Annotated in this window: 15 protein-coding genes; 7 read left to right on the plus strand and 8 right to left on the minus strand. The window is 60.2% G+C overall.

Features of this window, described 5'->3' with window-relative positions; translation table 11 throughout:
• Positions 1-49 precede the first annotated feature (49 nt).
• The gene (locus CRX69_RS21640; protein ID WP_107322825.1) at positions 50-1291 is read right to left on the minus strand and encodes a thiolase family protein; all 1242 of its coding nucleotides are present in this window, start codon (positions 1289-1291) and stop codon (positions 50-52) included.
• Between the two features lie 102 nt (positions 1292-1393).
• Complete coding sequence (locus CRX69_RS21645) at positions 1394-2326, minus strand: LysR family transcriptional regulator (RefSeq protein ID WP_107322826.1); 933 nt, start codon at positions 2324-2326, stop codon at positions 1394-1396.
• Positions 2327-2448: 122 nt separating this feature from the next.
• Here CRX69_RS21645 and ilvD point away from each other — a divergent pair, with 122 nt between their 5' ends.
• The 7 genes from ilvD to CRX69_RS21680 all read left to right on the plus strand — a co-directional run bounded on the left by ilvD (position 2449) and on the right by CRX69_RS21680 (position 11501).
• Positions 2449-4161 (plus strand): dihydroxy-acid dehydratase, encoded by a 1713-nt coding sequence (ilvD, locus tag CRX69_RS21650; protein WP_107322827.1) that lies wholly within the window; start codon positions 2449-2451, stop codon positions 4159-4161.
• Positions 4158-5441, plus strand: a complete 1284-nt coding sequence (locus CRX69_RS21655) for an aconitase X (protein WP_047225578.1) — start codon at positions 4158-4160, stop codon at positions 5439-5441. The genes ilvD and CRX69_RS21655 overlap by 4 nt, the downstream gene beginning before the upstream one ends.
• Positions 5438-5920: an aconitase X swivel domain-containing protein gene (locus CRX69_RS21660; protein ID WP_047225577.1), complete on the plus strand. Its 483-nt coding sequence runs from the start codon at positions 5438-5440 to the stop codon at positions 5918-5920. The genes CRX69_RS21655 and CRX69_RS21660 overlap by 4 nt, the downstream gene beginning before the upstream one ends.
• A 91-nt stretch (positions 5921-6011) precedes the next feature.
• On the plus strand, positions 6012-7289 hold the full coding sequence (locus CRX69_RS21665; RefSeq protein ID WP_107322828.1) for an FAD-dependent oxidoreductase: 1278 nt from the start codon (positions 6012-6014) through the stop codon (positions 7287-7289).
• 81 nt (positions 7290-7370) lie between these two features.
• Positions 7371-8735 (plus strand): MFS transporter, encoded by a 1365-nt coding sequence (locus CRX69_RS21670; protein WP_047225575.1) that lies wholly within the window; start codon positions 7371-7373, stop codon positions 8733-8735.
• Between the two features lie 119 nt (positions 8736-8854).
• Positions 8855-10084 carry an OprD family porin gene (locus CRX69_RS21675; protein WP_076384193.1) on the plus strand — a complete coding sequence of 410 codons (1230 nt, stop codon included), beginning with the start codon at positions 8855-8857 and terminating at the stop codon, positions 10082-10084.
• Between the two features lie 52 nt (positions 10085-10136).
• Positions 10137-11501 carry an MFS transporter gene (locus CRX69_RS21680; RefSeq protein WP_107322829.1) on the plus strand — a complete coding sequence of 455 codons (1365 nt, stop codon included), beginning with the start codon at positions 10137-10139 and terminating at the stop codon, positions 11499-11501.
• Positions 11502-11570: 69 nt separating this feature from the next.
• Here the strand turns inward: CRX69_RS21680 and CRX69_RS21685 are convergent, their stop codons facing one another.
• The 6 genes from CRX69_RS21685 to CRX69_RS21710 all read right to left on the minus strand — a co-directional run bounded on the left by CRX69_RS21685 (position 11571) and on the right by CRX69_RS21710 (position 20339).
• Positions 11571-12812, minus strand: coding sequence for a cation:proton antiporter (locus tag CRX69_RS21685; RefSeq protein ID WP_047225572.1), 1242 nt, complete (start codon positions 12810-12812; stop codon positions 11571-11573).
• A gap of 82 nt (positions 12813-12894) precedes the next feature.
• Complete coding sequence (locus CRX69_RS21690; RefSeq protein WP_107322830.1) at positions 12895-14181, minus strand: DUF2254 domain-containing protein; 1287 nt, start codon at positions 14179-14181, stop codon at positions 12895-12897.
• Positions 14182-14248: 67 nt separating this feature from the next.
• Complete coding sequence (locus CRX69_RS21695) at positions 14249-15994, minus strand: OPT family oligopeptide transporter (protein WP_107322831.1); 1746 nt, start codon at positions 15992-15994, stop codon at positions 14249-14251.
• 194 nt (positions 15995-16188) lie between these two features.
• Positions 16189-16884: a tRNA (adenine(22)-N(1))-methyltransferase gene (locus CRX69_RS21700; RefSeq protein ID WP_107322832.1), complete on the minus strand. Its 696-nt coding sequence runs from the start codon at positions 16882-16884 to the stop codon at positions 16189-16191.
• A 222-nt stretch (positions 16885-17106) separates the two neighbouring features.
• Entirely contained in the window at positions 17107-17946 is an 840-nt protein-coding gene (locus CRX69_RS21705) for an alpha/beta hydrolase (RefSeq protein WP_047225568.1), read from the minus strand.
• A gap of 11 nt (positions 17947-17957) precedes the next feature.
• Complete coding sequence (locus CRX69_RS21710) at positions 17958-20339, minus strand: TonB-dependent siderophore receptor (RefSeq protein ID WP_240539565.1); 2382 nt, start codon at positions 20337-20339, stop codon at positions 17958-17960.
• Positions 20340-20400: the final 61 nt, after the last annotated feature.

Here is a 20400-nt window from a genome sequence, read left to right on the forward strand (position 1 = left end):
TCGTCAGGATATAAAACAGACCGCCCCACCACTGCGGGCGGGCATAAACTCAGGTGTGGCAGGTCGGATTCTCGATCAACAACGCCATGCCCTGGCCACCACCGACACATGCTGCGGCTATCCCGTAGCGCAGATTGTGCTGGCGCAACTGCCTGGCCAGGGTCATGACCAACCGCAGGCCGGTAGCAGCCAGTGGATGCCCGACGGCCAAAGAGCCCCCCTGGACGTTGAGCCGGGTATGATCCAGTTCCAACTCCTGCGCGACCGCCAGTACCTGGGCCGCCTGGGCTTCGTTGATCTCGAAACGGGCAATGTCATCAAGGCTCAATCCGCTGCGTTGCAACAACAGACGGATCGCTGGTGCCGGGCCGATGCCCATGAACTCCGGGGCCACACCGACCACCGCGCTGGCCAGCAAGCGAGCCAGGGGCACACGCGTGCAGGCCGAGCCTCGTCCTACCAGGGCCGCCGCCGCACCATCGACGACTGCGCAGCTATTACCGGCGGTTTGTACACCCCCCACATGTAACGCCCGCAGGCGCGATAGAGCCGAGAAGTCAGTAGGTCGTGGATGGCTGTCCTGGGTGACGATACCGGTGCCGCGCGGCAGGCTGATGCCCCTTGGCTGATAGCCTTCCAGTTCGAACACCTGGTTATCGATGGGGACGATTTCCTCACACCAGGCACCTGCGCGCTGGGCCTGCAAGGCTCGCTGATGACTGTCGCACGCATAACGGTCCACCGCCTCGCGACACAGATCATAGCGTCGCGCCAGGTTGTCGGCGGTGGCGATCATATCCACCCCGGGGGCCGGGTCGTACAGGGCTTCCCAGAGAAAATCCTTGAATTGCACCTCGCTACCGAGACGAAACCCGTTCCGGTGGGTGTAGGCGGCGATCGGATTGCGTGACATCGATTCACTGGCCACGCACAAGGCTAACTGAACGTCATCGCGCAACTGTCCAGCAGACTGGTGCAGCAGCTCAAAGCCGGTGGCGCAGATGCGCTGTACCCCCAGCGCAGGAACCGTTTGCGCCACGCCGCTGTACAACCCGATGTGCCGCGGCAACAAATAGGCGTCAAAGCTGGCTTGGGCCATGGAGCCGGCCAGCACGCTGTCTACGGCCAGAGGATCGATGCCGGCCCGAGCCAGCACCTCACGAGCAACCTTGATCCCAAGATCGATAGGCGAAACCTGGGCCAGGGCACCACCAAGATCAACCCAGGGGGTGCGCACCGCATCGAAAATCGCTACATCGACAAAGGCTGAATATTGCCCTGCACTGCTCACGCCCTGAGTTCCATGGCTTCTGCTCTCTTGTTGCGCACTTGAAGGTGAGCAAAAAACTAACCGGCCATATTTGTTATGTCAATTAACTATTTCCGATACCTATTAAATCTGTATCTGGTCTGCGGGAGAAAAGTCATCGAGCAATTCAATGAAGGATTGTCGCAACCAGCGGTTCGCCGGGTCATGATGGAACCGCGTATGCCAGTAAAGGTGAATGTCGTATCCGCAAATATCCCAAGGCAGCGGCACCAGGCGCACATCGGTGATGTCGGCAAACCTGCGTCCGACTGCCAAGGGTACAGTGGCGATCATGTCGGACTCGGCCACCAGAAATGGCACACCCATAAACCGTGGCAGGCTGAAACGCACTCGACGGGTGATGCCGTGGCTCGCCAGCTCACGATCCAGTCCACTCATTCCACGCCCGTCAGGCTGGACTGCGACATGCATTGCGCTCTGGTATTGCTCGGCGCTCATGCTGTCACCGATGGTGGGATGATCACGACGAACGATGCAGACAAACGAATGGCGATACAACGCGCGATGCCGGATCGAGGTATTGAGCAAGCGCGGAAAATAGCCGATTGCCGCGTCCACCTCGCCGGCATCCAGCCCCTCCTCCAACTGCTCCGAGGACAACGCCAGGGTACGGATTCTTAACTGGGGCGCCTTACTGTCGAGCATTCGCATCAACCTGGGCAGGAACACCATTTCGCCGATATCCGACATGCACAGCACCAGTTGTCGCTCGGAGTGTTCGGCAATGAAACCGGTGGATGGCAACACCTCGCTGCTGACCATCTCCAGAATCCGTTGCACCGGCTCAGCGATCTGCAGGGCCCTGGCCGTAGGTTGCATGCCACGTGAAGTGCGAATGAACAATGGGTCATCGAACAGCGTGCGCAACTTGGCCAACGCGAAGCTCATGGCTGGCTGGCTAAGCCCCATGAGATCACCGGCCAGGGTCACGCTTTGCTTTTTGCGCAGCGCATCGAAGACTTTCAGCAGGTTGAGATCGACGTCCTTGATATCCATATTTTGGATTTTATCTATAAGTAAAATAAGGTTTTCGGATTCTAGGTCGAAGCCTAGACTCGGTACAAGATCGTTAAGGTAATTAACCGAATCGACATCTAATAAAAACAACGGAGCGAATCATGCCCAAGAAGCTACGCAGTAATTTCCCCTACGGATCCTACTTGTGGGCTGTGCGCGCCGCCCAGTGGCGCGCCTTGGGCATTGAGGAGAGCGAGCTGGAAAAACCGAAAATCGCCATCGTGAACTCGTCCTCGAACCTGGCGATTTGCTTCAGTCATCTGGATGGTATCGCTGCCAGCCTCAAGCAATCGATACGCGATGCCGGTGCGCTGCCCTTCGAAATTCGTACGGCCGCGCCCAGTGACTTCATCACCGGAGCCGGTGCGGGAGGCGCCTATATGCTCGCCGCCCGAGACCTCATCACCAATGACATCGAAGTCGCGGTCGAAGGCGCTCAGCTCGACGGCATGATCTGCCTGGCCTCTTGCGACAAAACAGTACCCGGTCAGTTGATGGCAGCTGCCCGGCTGAACATCCCGACGTTGATCGTAGTGTGCGGGTATCAGCCAAGCGGCGAATACAATGGTCAGCACGTCGATATCGAAGATGTATTCATCAGCTCCATGCACGTGGTCACCGGCACACTGCCCGTCGAGGAACTGGCCGGCATGGCACGCAACGCCATCAGAGGGCCTGGGGTCTGTTCGGGCATGGGCACCGCCAACTCCATGCATCTGGTATGTGAAGCCTTGGGCATGGCCTTGCCCGGCAGTTCCCCTATTGCAGCAAATAGCCCGCAGATGTTCGATTTCGTTCACCAGGCAGGCAAGCGCATTGTGGAAATGATCGAGGAAGATCTCAAACCTCGCGACATCCTGACGCCTGCTGCCTTTGCCAACGCCGTTGCGACAATTCTTGCTGCGGGAGGCTCGGTCAACACCATCAAACATATGCAGGCGGTGGCGGCTGAAGGTGGCATTGACGTGGACGTGTACCAACTCTTCAGGAAACTGGGAAAAAAGATACCGGTGCTGGTCGGCGTACGACCAGTGGGCGAACACAGCATTGAGCAAATGGAAGCAGCGGGGGGTGGCCGTGGGCTGCTCAAGCGCCTTGAACCTTTGTTGCACGGTGACGTGCTGACCGTCACCGGCAAAACCCTGACGCAAAACCTGCAGGGGGTGACCGTCAGTGACGACGAGGTGATCCGCCCGTTGCACGCTCCCTTTGCCACGCAACCGGCCATCGTGATGCTGCGCGGCAACATTGCCCCGCAGGCCGGCATCGTCAAATACGGCATCGACCCGCGCAAGCCACGCCAGTTCAAGGGCCCCGCGATCTGCTTCGAGCGCTCCGCCGATGCCATCCAAGCGTTGCAGGATGGACGCATTCAGCCCGGCCATGTCGTGGTCATGCGGGGCGCAGGTGTACAGGGCGGGCCCGCCATGGGCGGTGGCGCCTCGAAGGTAGTGTTCGCCATTGACGGGGCCGGGCTGGGTGACCACGTGGCAATGCTGACCGACGGTCACCTCTCGGGGCTGGTGTGCAAAGGCCTGGTCGTGGCGGAGGTGGCTCCTGAGGCAGCCGTCGGTGGCCCCCTCGCACTGGTGGAAGACGGGGACATCATCGACATCGACCTGGATCTCAACACCCTTGACGCCAATATCAGCGAAACACAAATGCAAGCCCGACGCGCCCGCTGGATACCTGCGGCCCCCCAGTTCGGTGGTGGCTGGCTGGATATATACCGCCACAATGTGTCCTCCATGGAACACGGTGCGGTGTTGATAAAGCCACTGGATATCACCCATCCCGGGGAGCAACCGCAATGAAGTTGCGCGACGACGAAAAAGCCATGCTCGCTGGCGATCAAGGTCCGGCGGTGCAAAAAGCCATGGAGTTGCTGGTGCGCTATGGCGAAGCCCTGGATGCGCAATGTCTGGTGGATACGCGCAATGTCGCCGGTACCATCGGAGCCACCACGCCCTTTCTGCGTCAGTACGCAGACCAAAATGGCGGTATGGATGCGGTGTTCAGCGAGTTCAACCTCGACAGCGCCGAGTTGGTCAAGATTCCTCGGGTCAAGGTCCCGAGCAGCCACCTGCAGCAAGGCATCGACCCCCGGCATGCTGTACGCCAAGGCATCTCGCCAGACGTGGTCCGCATCTATGAAACAGGTCAGGCTTACAGCAGCGGTCTGGGGGTACAACCCCTGAATACCTGTACGCCCTATCAAGTCGGCAACGTGCCGGTAAAAGGCGAACACTGCGCATGGATGGAATCCTCTGCGGTGATCTATATCAACTCGGTACTCGGTGCCCGCACCAATGCCGAAGGCCGGGAAAGCACGGGCGCGGCGATGCTGACCGGCAAGATCCCCTATTGGGGTCTGCACATCGAGGAAAACCGTCGCGGTACCCACCTGATCCAGCTGGACATAGACGTGAGTACCACGGCGGACTGGGGATTGCTCGGCTACTGGGTCGGCGAGCAGGTGCAGGACCGCATCCCGGTCATCCAAGGCGTGAGTCACCAACCCAACCTGGCTCGCCTCAAGCACTTCGGGGCGGCGGCGGCTTCCAGCGGTGGGGTGGAGATGTATCACCTGGTTGGGGTGACGCCTGAAGCCCAAACCAGCGAGCAGGCGTTTGGCGCGTCCCCTCCCCTGGCCGCAATGCGCTTCGGCGAGGCCGAACGGCGCTGGGCCTACGAGCAAGTCAATATCACCGCTCGCGATGACGAGATTGACTTCGTGATGCTCGGTTGCCCGCACTACAGCCTCGAACAGATCTGGGAGGTCTGCCAATTGCTGGAAGGCCAACGCCTGAGTCCGAATACCGAGCTCTGGATATTTACGGCGGCGTCGATCAAACAACTGGCCGACGTCGCCGGCTACACCCGCATCATCGAACAGGCCGGCGGGCATCTGATGACCGATACCTGCTCAGCCATTGGCAAGGTACTTCCCACGGGCACGCGGGTGGCGGCAGTCGATTCGGCCAAACAGGCGCACTACCTGCCGGCGATCATGGGTATCCAGGCGTGGTTCGGTAGCACCGCCGATTGCGTCCAGGCCGCCATCGAGGGCCGTTGGAAAGGAGTATTGAGATGAGCACAACCTTCACCCTCAAAGGCCGCAAGGTCGTCGGCGGCTGTTTCGAAGGCGAGGCCCTGGTGACCCGGGACCGCATCTCCGGCTGGGGCGGTATCGACCCGCGCAGCGGCACCGTCATCGAGACCCGTCACGAACTCAAGGGCATCAGTTTCGCCGGCAAAGTGCTGGTGTTTCCCGGCGCCAAAGGTTCGTCCGGCTGGTCCTCGCAGTTCCATATCGCCCGTCTCGCCGGCGTAGCCCCTGGCGCCATGTTGTTCAACGAAATGACCGCAAAAATGGGCCTTGGCGCCGTGGTCGTCCATGCGCCCGCCATGACCGACTTCACCGAAGACCCGTTGAGCCGGATTCAAACCGGGGATTGGGTTCGCGTCGACGCCGACGCCGGGACCGTTGAAGTGACTCCGCGTCAGCTGCAAACCGATCAGTTCGTATCGCAACACCCGACCGGGTCGGAGCGAAGGCGAGACCTGTCGTAACCGGAATCTGCCAGCCGCAACAACCGCTCCCGTGACCCTTGGTCATCGGGCTCGGGATCGGCTGCCCTTTTTACATCTCAAAGGTAGTTTTATGGCTCATGTCATTCGCACGGTACGCCGTACCAGCGCCCCCACCGCTCAACGCTTGCAGGCCGACGTATGCATTGCCGGCGCGGGTATCTCCGGTATTTCCGCCGCTCTGGAGGCCGCTGCGCTCGGCAAACGCGTAGTGCTGTTCGATGCCTTGCCGATGCTCGGCGGCCAGGCGGTCGGCTCAATTATCGGGACCTTCTGCGGGCTGTTCTCCAATGGTCCGAACCGCCGGTTGCTGACCCACGGAATCGCCGACGATATCCTGCGTGACCTGGGCGCCTCGGGGGACCTTCACCAGGCCATTGGCCCCCTGACGACTGTTGTTTACTACGACGAAGTTGCCTTGGGTCGATGGATTGGCCAGAAAGTGCTCGACGCCGGGATCACCGTGGTGCTCGGTGCGGTGTTACGCGATGTCGTGCGCGAAGGTCCGCGAATCCGCGAAGTGGAACTGGCCACCCGCTACGGCGATGTGCGTGTCGCGGCCAACGGCTTTATCGACGCCAGCGGAGACGCGGCGTTAGCCTGGAATGCCGGACTTGCCTGTCGCGAGCCGGACACCCCCATCTATGGCACCCAGATGTTCGTCCTTGAGCATATCAATGAAGCGTACTTGCCCACCCGCGCGCAGTTCACCGAACGGGTCAAACAAAAAGCCAAAAGCTACGGTATCGAACGCGACGACGGACTGTTCTTTCAGTTCCCCGGCCGTGGCACCGCAGCCTTCAACATGACTCACATCGAAACGCCTCTGGATCCGGTGGCCGCTTCCCATGTCGCGATCGCCGGACGCCAGCAGGTGGACCAGGTCATCAACTTCCTCAAGTCGGAATACCCCGAGGCCTACAGCAAGGCCAAGGTACGGGCGTACGCGCTGCCAGGTATTCGCCAGACCCGCTGGATCGTCGGACATCACCATCTGACGACTGACGAAGTGCGGGCGGCAACGATATTCCCGGATGCGGTAGCTCGCACCTCCTGGCCGGTGGAATTGCACGGCAATACCAGCGGTTACCAGTGGGAGCCCTTTGGTGACGATCACGTTCACAGTGTGCCGTTGCGCAGCATGCTTGCCCAAGGCAGCGATAACCTGGTCGTGGCCGGTCGCTGCATCGACGCCGATGCGGCCGCGCTGTCGAGTGTCCGTGTAATGGGCCCCTGTATCGCAATGGGGGCCGCTGCGGCCCACGCGCTGGACCTCGCGGGCCCCGATGGCAGGTTGAGTGATATACCTGCCCCGGCATTGCGCGAGCGGCTGGCGTTCAATCTGGAATAGTGCTTAAAGCAGTTCGACGCGCCCACCATCCATAGGGGGGCGCCACTCCAACAAAAATAAAAAATGCAGTGGAGAACGCACATGTCACAGTCCCGCACCCTGGACGTAGCGGCGCTTATAGAAGGTCGCAAACTTTCACGCTTCAACTACGTGGTGATTCTGGTCTCGGTTCTGATCACCTTCCTCGATGGTTTCGATTTGCTGGTGCTGTCGCACACGGCCTCCTACATTGCCGATGAGGTCGGTCTGGACAAGATCCAGCTGGGTGAGATTTTCTCCATCGGCCTGCTGGGAATGATGCTCGGTGGATTCTTCTTCGGCTACCTGGGTGACCGAATCGGGCGGCGTCCCACCATTCTTCTTTCCACCTGCTCATTTGGCGTGTTGACCTTGCTGTTTGCCTTGGCCAACAGCTATGAATCGCTGATGGTCCTGCGCTTTCTCAACGGCTTCGCCCTAGGTGCCATGCTGCCGTTGTGCTGGGCCTTGAACATTGAGTTCGTACCCAAGCGTTATCGCTCGACGGTGGTGACCATCATCATGGTCGGATTCAGCCTGGGCAGCGCGATGGCCGGCCCGATCACCGTCTGGCTGGCGCCGCATATCGGTTGGCAGGGCGTGTTCGTGTTCGGCGGTGTACTGACCCTGGCCGCCAGCGTGCTCCTGTTTTTCACCCTGCCCGAATCGGTGCGGTTTCTGGCCAGCAAACGCAAAGGCCCGGAAAAAATCACGGCAACGCTCAAGCGTATGGATTCAAGCCTGGATGTGCGACCTGGCGACCGCTTCGTCCTACTGGACGAACCAGATCTGGGCCGCAAGGAATTTCGGGTCAGCCAGCTGTTTATCGGCCGCCTGAAATGGGTTACCCCGATGATCTGGCTGGGCTACTCCGCCAGTTCCATGGCCATGTACTTTCTCGCCTCGTGGAGTCCACTGGTCTATCAGTACGCAGGCTTTGACCGCGCGACAGCTTCGTGGGTCAGTTCGATCGCCTCGTTCAGCGGCGCAATGGCGGGCTTGGCGATGATGCGTTTCGTCGATACCCGAGGCCCTTACATGGTGATGATCTATCCGCTGCTGGCATTGCCTTTCCTGCTGGTATTGGGCATCACCGGCATGCAGGGCACCGCGTTCCTGATGCTGAGCCTGGTCGGGGCCGTGTTCGTCAAAGGCTCCCACTATGGAATCCTCAGTATCGCCGGGGTCTTCTACCCCAGCGCTATCCGCGCCAATGGCGCGGGCTGGGCCACCTCGATCGCCAAGATCGGCTCGATCCTCGGCCCATTGCTGGGCGCTTATGTACTGAACAGCGGAATGCCAGTGGTCAAGAGCTTCCTGGTCCTGGCCATATGTCCGGCAATGCTGGCCGCCTGTGCATTCGCAATCGGTCACCTGACCCGCCACGACCTTGCGGTGGATCCATTGCCCGCCCCGTCACAGACGTGACCGCCTGCCTCTGATTCACAACACCTTGAGCCACGCCTGCTGTGCCGCGTCGTCACCGACGCGGTCAGGCAAAACTCGCCCTGAATAATCGTATTCCCTCTCCTGAGAGCAATAAAAAAATGAACAGGAATCTAGCCATCTTCACCGCATTTGCCCTCTTCTGCCACGGCAGCTACGCCCAGGCAGACTTTCTCAAGGACAGCAGCGCGACGTTGACCACGCGCAATTTTTACCTCAATCGCGACTTTCGCCAGAGTGGCGCCCCCCAGGCCAAGGCCGAAGAATGGACCCAAGGTTTCTTCGCCGAACTTCAGTCTGGCTACACCGAAGGTACCGTTGGATTTGGTCTCGACGCCTTGGGTGAACTGGGGATCAAGCTCGACTCGGGCCGAGGTCGACGGGGCACCGCACTGTTGCCCTACGGGCCCGACAGCAACCAGCCTGTCGACGAGTACAGCGAACTGGGGCTGACCGCCAAAATGCGTCTGTCCCAGACCCGGCTCAAGGTAGGAACCCTGATGCCGATTCACCCGCTGGCGTATTACAGCGACACCCGACTATTGCCCTCGACCTTCACCGGTGCCTACCTGACGTCGAGCGAAGTCGAGAACCTGACCGTCACCGCAGCGAGATTGACAGAGGCTAACGGTCGCGACTCCTCCAGTAATGACGACATCAGCTATGCCGGCCAGAGCAGCGATCATCTGGACCTGCTCGGCGGCGACTATACGCTGGGCAAGAACCTGACCCTGCGCTACCACCAGGGTGAGCTGCAGGACATCTACCGCCAGCACTTTTCCGGAGTGATTCACGTCCTGCCACTGGGGGAAGGCATGAGCCTGCGCTCCGATTTGCGCTACGTCGACAGTAGCGACACAGGCGCGGCAAAAGCCGGGAAGATCGATAACCGCAACTTCAATGGCATGTTCACTTTGACCGTCGGGGCCCAGCGATTCGCCGCCGCGTTCCAGCACCTATCCGGAGACAGTGTGTTCCCCGTGATCGACACCGGTACGCCGTATGTGGCGAACCTCGTCACCTACAACTCCTTCACCAAAGCCAACGAAAAATCCTGGCAACTGCGTTACGAATATGACTTCGCCGCGCTTGGGATACCGGGCCTGACGTTCATGACCCGTTATGTGAAAGGCAGCGATATCCGCACCCGTACGGTCAACGACGGCAGTGAGTGGGAACGTGACACCGACCTGACCTACGTCTTCCAGAGCGGTGCCCTGGAGGGCCTGAACCTGCGCTGGCGCAACGTCACGTACCGGTCGGGGGATGGTCTGACCCAGCAGCTCGATGAAAATCGCTTGATCGTCGGTTACACCTGGAAACTGTGGTGAGTCCGGCAAGCCGGAACACGCTCACTTGGATCTTACTGTGCGGAGAGCAATCATGATCCCGTCACGCGCAATTGACGTCGCCGCCTTGATTGAGGGGCGCAGACTGTCGAGTTTCAACTATCTGATCATCTGTGTGTCGGTGCTGATCACCTTCCTCGATGGCTTCGACTTGCTGATGCTCTCCCACACCGCCGCCTACATGGCCGAGGACATTGGCCTGGATAAGTTGCAACTGGGCAACATCTTTTCCATAGGTTTGTTCGGCATGATGTTGGGTGGATTCTTTTTCGGTTATCTGGGTGACCGGATCGGCCGTCGCCCGACCATCATCCTGTCCACCAGCGCCTTTGGCCTGATGACGTTGCTGTTCACCTTGGCCGATAGCTACGCCTCGCTGCTGATCTTGCGCTTTCTCAATGGCTTTGCCTTGGGCGCCATGTTGCCACTCTGTTGGGCGCTGAATATCGAGTTTGTGCCCAAGCGCTACCGTGCAACCGTGATCACAATCATCATGGTTGGCTTCAGCCTGGGTGGCGCGGTTGCCGGCCCTCTAACCGTGTGGATGGCTCCCCACTATGGCTGGGCCAGTGTGTTCGCGCTGGGCGGCATCGCAACGTTGCTTTCCAGTGTGCTGTTGTTTTTCACCCTGCCAGAATCGGTGCGATTTCTGGTGAGCAAGCAAAGACGCCCCGAAACCGTGGCGCGGATCCTCAGGCGCCTGGATCCGGACATCGATCTTCGCGCCGGGGACCGCTATTTTCTTGCCGATGAAATCGACATCGGTCACCGACCTTTCCTTGTCGGACAGTTGTTCATCGGCAAACTGAAATGGATCACTCCCATGATCTGGATTGGCTTTGGAGCAAGCTCCATGGCCATGTATTTTCTCGCGTCATGGAGCCCGCTGGTGTACCAGTACGCCGGTTTCGACCGGGCGACTGCATCATGGGTGAGCTCCTTTGCCTCGTTCAGCGGCGCCATGGCCGGGCTCGTATTGATGCGAGTGGTCGACACCCGGGGGCCCTACGCCGTGATGATCTATCCCCTGCTGTCATTACCTTTTCTGCTGGTCCTGGGCATTGGCGAACTGCAAGGAGACGCCTTTATTGCACTGAGCCTGATGGGCGCTATTTTCGTCAAAGGCAGCCACTACGGCATCACCAGCATCGCCGGGGTTTTCTACCCAAGTGCCATTCGCGGCAACGGCGCCGGATGGGCAGCGTCAATGGGTAAGATCGGCTCTGTATGCGGGCCGTTACTCGGGGCCTACGTGCTCAACAGCGGCATGCCCGTGGTGAAAAGCTTCGCAGTACTGGCTCTATGCCCTGCGGTACTTGGAGTGTGTGCCTATGTCGTGGCACGCATTGATCGGCGCTCAACCGTGAGCGCCGAGCTTCTGACCACATCGCAGCCCTAGAAACATTCAACGCAGCAGCGACGCAGGATCATGCAAGTCAAGGAGTCACGTCCACGACTTGCATGAGCGCTATTCGCCCGAGCAAGGGATCACGCGCTTGACCAGCTTACCGATGGTCATACCCTGGATCAGAATCGAAAACACCACGACCAGGTAGGTCATGCCAACCACGACATCGCGAGCATCCCCCGGTGGCAACGACAACGCCAGGGCCACCGATATCCCGCCGCGCAACCCACCCCACGTCAGCACGCTCCAGGAGCCTTCAGGTAACCGGAAACGCTGCCCCAAGATCGCTATCGGGACGCCTACCGTCAACAGACGCGAGAACAAGGTCAGCACGATCACCATCAAGCCCGTGACAATGAGCGGGCTGGTGAAGTGGATCAGAATCACTTCCAGACCGATCAGTACAAACAGGACCGCGTTGAGTATTTCGTCAATCAACTCCCAGAACATGTCCAGGTTTTTCTCGGTCTGCTCAGACATGGCATAAGAGCGTCCATGGTTACCGACGATCAACCCCATCACCACCATCGCCAACGGGCCGGACACGTGCAAATGAGTGGCCAGGGCATATCCGCCGAGCACAGCGGCCAGGGTGATGAGCACCTCCTCCTGATAGCTGTCGATACTCTTGAGCATGCGGAACGTGACGTACCCAACAACCGCGCCTAAAAGCGCACCGCCGCCCGCCTCCTCCAGCAAGAGCCGCGAAACGCCAGTAACGGAGGGCGCGTCGCCACTGGCGATCATCGCCAGAATCAGTGAAAACAGCACAACGCTGACCCCGTCGTTGAACAGCGACTCTCCGGAAATCACCAGTTCCACGCTACTTGGAGCACCGGCGGATTTCAGAATGCCCATGACCGCAATCGGATCGGTGGGTGAAATCAGCGCACCGAACACCAGGCAGTAGGCAAGCGGCAACTCCAGGTCGGTAAAAGACAGCAGCCACCATAGCCCGAAGCCGATGAACAGCGTCGACACAGTCGTGCCAACCACAGCCAGGGACGCCACCTGCCATCGATAGGCGCGCAGTTGCGACAAGTCGACATGCAGGGCCCCCGCGAACAGCAGCAATGACAGCATGCCCTCCATCAGCAACTCGGAGAAGTCGATGGACTCCACCAGTGATTGCTCAAGCGTGTGCAGGGAGTGAAAGCCCAGCGCATCGGAGGCCATGTTCAATAACGATAAGCCCAAGGCAATACCCATCACGCCAATGGCCGGGGGTAGCCCTACGTAGCGCCGATTGAGGTAAGCGAGTACTGCTGTAATGCAGAGGAATATTGCAATAATGTCTAGCATTGGGCAGAGGGGTCCATTGGGTACGTTTCAAGTGCGGCTAGCGTTGCGCTCACAAAGCGCTGCGCCTGGCACCGACAAAACACTAAGCCGTTGCGCAAACAAGCCTTGCGGCAAGCGCTCTGAGCCGCTGCTTCTCTTCATCGAGCACCAACGCGGCATCGGCTCGCGCGAGCAAGCGATCAGCCTGCCTGGTCGCGGCTGCGCTGAACAATCCAGGATTGATCTGGCTGAGAGCAATCAGCGCCTTCATCATCCGAATATCCACTTCGACAATGCCGGCGCCATCTCTGGCAATGGGACCAAAAAAATCATCAAACAGGTCGTCAACGTTCAGGCCATGCAGGAACACACGATCACATTCCGGTTGCGTTACCGCTTCATGAAGCTCAAACGTGCCCCAGCAGGCCAGGCTGCGAACACCACGGCCCAGCACGTCAATGGCCGTTCCGGAGTCGTTGACCGCACTTGATAAAGCCCGTGAGGCGATTTCCGAAAGCACTGACAGCCCGAAACGCGGATCATGTTCAAAGGTTCGTCGAACGCCGATGCTCAGGCAGGCGAGAACTTTACTGGCGAGCGGGTCGTCCCCGTCGAGCCCTTCCTCGCTGGCTCGCGCGATATGGACAAGCGGCATACCTGGGTGGACAAAACTTCCGGGCAAGATCTCCAGAAATAACTGCGCCTCGCAACCCCTGGCAACCTCATTGAGTGCCTGTACATCGATATGCTGGACATAACCGGTGGTGCCACTGACGACCGGCCGCGCAGACGACGGCATGACCCAACCGTCGGGGTATGCACAACCGCCAAGAAACGGCCATCGAACTCGATGGTTGATCGCGGCGATGGTCGCCTTCTCTACGCGATCAATCGTCTCGCCGACCCGCCCCAGTTTGGACAGATGATTGATCCAGCGCAAAAGCATGTACACGATCAGAATCACCACGCCGATCGTCACTGCGAACAGCAAGACGCGCCCTTGCCCGCCGTAAGCGCCGGTACTCAGCGCGATAATGCCGACCAGACTGAACAAGAAAGAGCCGATAAAAGTGGCAAGTGCGTTCTGCGTCGTGGTGTCTTCAATCACCAGCGTTGTGGCACGGGGCGTGGCGCCCGTACTTGCTGCGCCATACGCTCCAACCATGATGCTCAAAGAGAAGGTGGTCACCGCGAGCATGCTGGAAGCGATGATGCCAAGGATGTTGTCGACGGCATCGGCGCCTATCCGGGCAGACAAGGAGAACGGAATCCATTCCTTGAGCGCGATGGCCAGCAACGCCGTGACTACGCCCAGCAGCGAAAACAACGTAGCCTTGAACCACAGCTGTTTAGTCAGCTGCGTCAACAGCCAGCGCCAGCGAGCAATCATGTTGTCTCCTTCTCAGTACGGTTGCAGGCGGGAAAATGCCCGCTCATTCATGCGTGCCGGTTTGAGATCATCCGCCATTCCCAACCATCTGCCACAACGACGCCCCCACCCCGGTAATGCTCTCCCCGGCAATCAACCCCGCCGCCGCGGTGATGGCAAAGCGTTCTGTAAGGCTCGCCCAGCGGCAGCTCACCAGCCAGGTGAGTACCGCGCCGAAGGCCATCATCAGCGACACCGAGGCCGGCAAGACGAACGCCAGGCCCAAAGCCGCCGTGCTTGGCAAATAACGGGCCCGGTGGGTGGGCAGTACGCTGTCGAGAATCCCCAGCAACAAGCCGGCCACGGCGCCGATGATGACCGCCCAGCGAATGCTTGCTGACAGCGAGTCCAGCCCCAGGGTCAGGGTTTGCGCCACGGCTTTCCAGGTAGCGACCGCCGGGGCCGGCCACTCTTGGGTGAGCAGCATCGATTGTGGGTCCGGGATCAGGGCCAGGTAGGCCAACACCCCAACGATGCTTCCGACGAAGATCCCCAGGGTCTGGGCGATCAACTGCTTGTGCGGCGTGGCGCCAATCGCACGGCCCACCTTGAAGTCGTTCATCAAGTCCGTGCATTGCCCAGCCGAACCGCCCGCGGTGTTGGCGCTCATCAAATTGATCGGCACCTGCCCCGGGGCGACGATGCCAAAACTCAGTTGGGACAATTGTCCGATGGCGCCGATGGGCGCAATGCCCGTGGCCCCCACCACCCGGGCGGCCACGGCGGCCAGGCAGATGGCCAAGGGAATGGTCAACAACGCCATCCAGGGGTTGATACCAAACAACAGCGCTTGCAGGCTCACCACCAACACGATAGCCACCAGGAAACCGCTGGCAGGTCCGGTCTTGGGCACCACCCAAGTCGTCCCGCCGCCCGCCTTGGTGGACTTGTGCAGAGCCCACAAGCGAATCGCCAAAGAGGTCAGGGTCGAGCAGACCATCAGACTCACGCCCGGCCACAGCAACCACTCCACCAGCGCCGCGAACTGTGGGCCACTGCTGTCCGGCGGCAGTTGCACCAAGCCTTGCTCCAGCAGCCACGGCGCCAATCCACCCCACGCCAACAAGGCGCCAAGCAGCAGGGTCAGGCCAACGCGAATCCCGATGATCCCGCCGAAACCCACCAACAACAGCGAAGGGTCCGCGGTAAACGTCAGGCGTTCCAACTGCGGGGTCGGCGACCAGCGCGGGAAAGCCCAGATGAAGGTATCGACCCACTTGACCAGCCCGGACAGCAGCGCAGCGCTGAGCAGCACCTTCAAGCGCTTCGCCGCTTCGTGGCCTTGGTTGTAGATGTGCAGAAGGGTCTCCAGGGTCGCCATGCCTTCGGGGAACTTCAGCGCTTTGTCATTGAGCAGCGAGGGTCGCAGGTACCAGGCGATCCAGATCCCCAGGAAGCTCACCGAGAACACCCAAGCGATCATCGGGATGACGTCCAACTGTTGACCGGTCAATAAGGTGTAGGCCGGGATGGGCGCAACCAGCCCACCGGAAATGATTGACGCTGCGGCCGAGGCCACGGTCTGGTTGATGTTGCTTTCGTGCAGCGTCCAGGGCAGTTGAGCGGCCGAACGCTTGGCCAGGCCTTGCCAAATGCCATAGCCTATCAGCAAGGCAATGATCGACATGTTGAACGACCAGCCAATCTTGAGGCCGGCGTACACATTGGAAGGCGTCAACAAGACACCAATCACGATTCCCGTACTGACCGCTCGCAGGCTCAGCTCACGTTCGACAGGGTAATCCAGGGCGATGGTTGGCGAAGTTGGGTGCATGCGAATTCCTTATCGGCAATGAGACAGCGCGATCACTCAACGCGGCGACTTAACAGGTGAGCGCTGCAGGGGCGGAAGGTTCACATGACAGGGGCAAGCCCTTGCGACCGCTTAACGCTCATATCGAGGTTTTCCCGAAGCGGTGACGGGGGGCGACGAGGGATGATCGCCGCGTTATTTCCCGAGTACCGGGCTCAGCCCAGCAGCTCGGTGATCCAGCGGGTTTGCAAAGCGATGTCCAGCACCTTCTGCTCGGGCACGACTTGTCGCGCCCGGGCGAAGTGAGTCAGGGTCCGCTGTTTGAGGCGCAGCATGCGCTGCCACTTGGCCAGGAACGCCGGGCTGCGGGCGCGCATCTGCAATGGCCCGAAGTACAGCTCCTGCGCGGTGTACGTCACCGGCCCGGCGCGCTCGGCGACGATGATTTCGTAGTAGAAGCGATTTTCCCGCAGCACTTCTTCGAAGCAGATGCGATAACCATTTTCCATCAGCCATTGACGCAGTGGCTGCTCGCCGCCGTTGGGCTGCAGGATCAGCCGTTCCTCACCGCTCAGGTGCGCCTGGCCGCCAGCGAGAATGTCGCGGATCGTCTCGCCGCCCATGCCGCACAGGCTGACTGCCGTGATCCCGTCTCCTGGCTCGATCACCGCCAGGCCGTCGGCCAGGCGGACAATGACCTGCTGGGTAAAACCGTTCTCGCGCACGGTGCGTTCAGCCGAACGAAACGGCGTCAACGCCACCTCGCCAGCCACCGCTGCCGCAATCACACCGCGGCGCATCAATGCCACCGGCAGGTAGCCGTGATCCGAGCCGATATCGGCCAGGCGCGCACCTGCGGGTATATGCGCGGCCACACGCTCCAGGCGCTGGGACAATGTCTGTTCGTTCAACTGCTGCTCCTGTTCATCATCCCTACCTGGATCAAGCCTGGGCCTTTACCGTCCCCTGCGACTCGGTCACTGGCGACAACGACAATGCAGTCATCAATACCTCGTGGCCGCTCAAAAATCATGTGCCCATGGTACATAGATGCCACACGTACTCAAAATCGTGAACGCGGATCAGGTAAGGGGGTCATCAAGACCCCTGACCCGATCTTGATTGGCTGCCGTTCAGAAGCGCCTGGTACTGAGCAACTCATCGAGCACCCGAGTGGGGACACGAAACGGCACCGACATGTGATCCTCGCCCGGTTCGATCTGGAAATCGCTACGCAACCCATACTGCGATAGCGCCTGCAGGCGTAACTGCAGCGCTCGGGCGTCCTGGATTTCCTGCACCATATCGCGCTCGCCCAACAGCAACGTCAGGCTGCTGTGGGTCAGGTCCACTTGCCCGGCGTGCGCACGCTTTGTGAAGGCGCGTTCGGGCGCCAACAGGTAACGGTCGAGCCACCACAGGCTCGGGCTCACCGCCACAACATGCTGAAAGAGCGCCGGACGGGTGAACAGCGCGTAGATGCCAAACATGCCACCGAAAGAATGCCCTACCAAACTGCGCTGATCCTGATCGACCTTGAAGCGCTCGTTCACCCTCGGCATCAGGCGCTGCTCGATGAAGTCGAGGAACAGATCCTGGCCACCTTGTGGCGGATTGTTGCGCTCCTGCGGGACGGGAGGCGACAAGTCGAAGGCGCGACGCACGAAATCCAGCGGCGTGTCGCTCGGGTAGCCAATGGCGACCAGAATCGAACCACGCAACCGATCCTGCGCGCGCTTGGCGGCATGAAAAGCCGGGAAATAGGCGTTGCCGTCAAGCAGGTAGATCACCGGGTAGCCGCCGGTGTGAGGCACGTCACCTTCAGGCAGGCTGATCATGATGCGGTAATCACGCCCTTGCGCGCTTTTCATCATCCACTGCTCGGTGCCATCCAGTGTCACCGGCTCTGCATGGGCGAAGGACAAGCCAATCAGCAGCATGGCGCCCAGATACTTGAACAAAATACCCATCATCGTCTCACTCCTCACCAGCGATAGCTCAGGCTGGTGACGACGCTGCGCGCCTCACCCCGGTAGCAGTAACCTTCCTGGCAGTTGATGTAGCGTTTGTCGGACAGGTTGCGACCATTCAAGGCCAGGCGTACGCCGTCCAGCCCGCCACCGAAGTCGTAGTGCACACCGGCATCGACCAAGGTGTAATCCTCGTTTCTCACCGTGTTTGCCGCGTCACCGTAGTTACTGCCGGTGTAGCGCGCGCCTACAGACATGCCCAGGCCCATGGGCAGGCGGTAATCCAGCCAGAACGACGCCAGATGACGGGGCACGTTCATCGGTTCCTTGCCTTCATTGCCGTCGTTGCTGCGAGTGACTTCGGGATCGTTGTAGCTGTAACTGGCCGTCATTTTCATGCGGTCGCTGAGGTCCGACACCGCCTCCAACTCCAGACCGCGCGAGACCTGCTCACCGGTCTGAATGCTGTTGAGGGGGTTCGACAGGTCACGGGTGCGGACATTGGTTTGTGTCAGGTGATAGAGGGAGGCCGTCAGCAAGGTACTGGAGCCCGGCGGCTGATACTTGAGGCCTACTTCGTACTGCTCGCCCTTGGTTGGTTTATAGGGCTCGCCACTGGCGTTCGTGCCACTCTCGGGCAGGAACGAGGTCGCGTAACTGGCATAGGGCGCCAGGCCATTGTCGAACAGGTAGAGTGCACCGACCTGCCCCGTGGTCGCCGAATCGCGGGTCCTGCTGTTGACGTCGCTCAGGTTGTTCGTTCGACGAACCTTGACCCAGTCACGGCGAAGCCCGGCCGACAAACGCCATTGATTCAATTCGATTTGATCCTGCACATACACGCCGCTGCGATGCTCCAGCCCGTTCTCGTCCGCCAGCGGTGTCGTGGGCCGATCGACGTGTTGGTGATAATCCGGCGCGTCGCGATCGATCGACGGCGCATCGCCCATGGCGTACAGCAGCGATGTATCGATCCAGGCATAGTCCATCCCGGTGACCAGGGTGTGCTGCAGATCCCCGGTGGCAAAGCGGCTCACCAGGCGCGTATCGGTGGACAGCGAGGACATGTCCTCGTAAACCCCGATCGCCGAGCGATTGAGGGTATGTCCATCGCCGGCGTCGCTGGGTTGAAGGTACTGATTGGTGGTGTCCACCTGACCGTAGCGCAGGTTTTGTTGAACGCTGAAGGTATCGTTGAAAGCGTGTTCAAACTCATAGCCCAGCGTCCACTGCCGTTGCTCGAGCTTGTCGAAGTACTCATCACCCTGCCAGAAATCGGTGAGGTGGTCGCCTTCCTGATACAGCATCGGCGACGCACCGGTCTCGCGCTCCTGATATTGGGCCAGCAGCGTCAGGTGGGTATCGGGGTCGATCTGCCAGCTCAGTGAAGGCGCCAGCAGGCGGGTGTCGTTGTTTAACTGTTCGATATAGTTTTCTGCATCGCGGTACACGCCCACCGTGCGAAACAACACGTCTCCCGCCTCATCCAGACGACCGCCGACGTCGAACTGCGCCTGTTGGTGGTTGTAGTTGCCCGCCTGCACCTGTACTTCGTTTTTTGCCAGCAGACTCGGGCGCTTGCTCACCCGGTTGACCATGCCGCCAGGGCTGACCTGGCCGTACAGCACCGATGCCGGTCCCTTGAGCACCTCAATGCGCTCCAAGTTGTAGGCCTCGGTGGAGTACAACGACAACCATCCACTGCCCGGCTGGCGCAGGCCATCGAGAAAGTCAGCGCCGATGGTGGTTTCGAAACCACGGACACTGATCATGTCAAACCGCGGATCCAGCCCCGAACTGCCGACGCGCACCCCCGAGCTGTAGGCCACGGCGTCTTCGACGCGGTCGACCTTTCGGTCGGCAATCTGCTCAGCCGTCACCACGCTGACGCTCTGGGCGGTTTCCAGGATTGGCTTATCGGTTTTGCTGGCCGTGCTGGCATTGCTGGCGAAATAACCCTCCACCGGCGCAAAAGCATTTTGAACGGCGGATGCATTGATGTTGGTGGGCTCAAGCTCATAGCGGGTGTCGGTCTTGCCTGGCAGCACCACGTAGCCGGACGAGGTCTTTTGCGCGACCAGGCCGCTGCCGGCCAGCAGCGTCGCCAGACCTTGTTCCAGTGAGCCGCCGCCGGGCAGACCTGGACTGCTCAAACCACGCACCGCTTCCGGGGAGTAAGACAAGGTGATACCGGCGCGCTCGGCAAAGATGCTTAGCGCCTGCTGCAACTGCCCGGCGGGTACACTCGGCGCCACCTGCTCAGCGCTTGATGATGCGGCCATGACCGGCAGGCTCGGCGTGCCGACGAGCAAGGTCAACGCCAGGCAGACAGCGCCTGGCAAGGTTCGGGTCGGGAACGGCGCGATGGCGCGCAGAGACAGTCTGGCAAGGAACATGACGGTATCCATTGAGGAAGTGATCATTCCTAACCGGACGAAGCGCAAAAGTCCGACAACT

The organism is Pseudomonas rhizophila, from assembly GCF_003033885.1.
Taxonomy (GTDB): Bacteria; Pseudomonadota; Gammaproteobacteria; order Pseudomonadales; family Pseudomonadaceae; genus Aquipseudomonas; species Aquipseudomonas rhizophila.

What these genes read in the sequence shown, in the direction of transcription:
- CRX69_RS21670 (WP_047225575.1), top strand. Translation starts at nt 7,371, where the DNA reads ATGTCACAGTCCCGCACCCTGGACGTAGCGGCGCTTATAGAAGGTCGC.
- CRX69_RS21705 (WP_047225568.1), bottom strand. Translation starts at nt 17,946, where the DNA reads ATGATGGGTATTTTGTTCAAGTATCTGGGCGCCATGCTGCTGATTGGC.
- CRX69_RS21690 (WP_107322830.1), bottom strand. Translation starts at nt 14,181, where the DNA reads ATGATTGCTCGCTGGCGCTGGCTGTTGACGCAGCTGACTAAACAGCTG.
- CRX69_RS21680 (WP_107322829.1), top strand. Translation starts at nt 10,137, where the DNA reads ATGATCCCGTCACGCGCAATTGACGTCGCCGCCTTGATTGAGGGGCGC.
- CRX69_RS21645 (WP_107322826.1), bottom strand. Translation starts at nt 2,326, where the DNA reads ATGGATATCAAGGACGTCGATCTCAACCTGCTGAAAGTCTTCGATGCG.
- CRX69_RS21710 (WP_240539565.1), bottom strand. Translation starts at nt 20,339, where the DNA reads ATGTTCCTTGCCAGACTGTCTCTGCGCGCCATCGCGCCGTTCCCGACC.
- ilvD (WP_107322827.1), top strand. Translation starts at nt 2,449, where the DNA reads ATGCCCAAGAAGCTACGCAGTAATTTCCCCTACGGATCCTACTTGTGG.
- CRX69_RS21655 (WP_047225578.1), top strand. Translation starts at nt 4,158, where the DNA reads ATGAAGTTGCGCGACGACGAAAAAGCCATGCTCGCTGGCGATCAAGGT.
- CRX69_RS21685 (WP_047225572.1), bottom strand. Translation starts at nt 12,812, where the DNA reads ATGCTAGACATTATTGCAATATTCCTCTGCATTACAGCAGTACTCGCT.
- CRX69_RS21665 (WP_107322828.1), top strand. Translation starts at nt 6,012, where the DNA reads ATGGCTCATGTCATTCGCACGGTACGCCGTACCAGCGCCCCCACCGCT.
- CRX69_RS21695 (WP_107322831.1), bottom strand. Translation starts at nt 15,994, where the DNA reads ATGCACCCAACTTCGCCAACCATCGCCCTGGATTACCCTGTCGAACGT.
- CRX69_RS21660 (WP_047225577.1), top strand. Translation starts at nt 5,438, where the DNA reads ATGAGCACAACCTTCACCCTCAAAGGCCGCAAGGTCGTCGGCGGCTGT.
- CRX69_RS21675 (WP_076384193.1), top strand. Translation starts at nt 8,855, where the DNA reads ATGAACAGGAATCTAGCCATCTTCACCGCATTTGCCCTCTTCTGCCAC.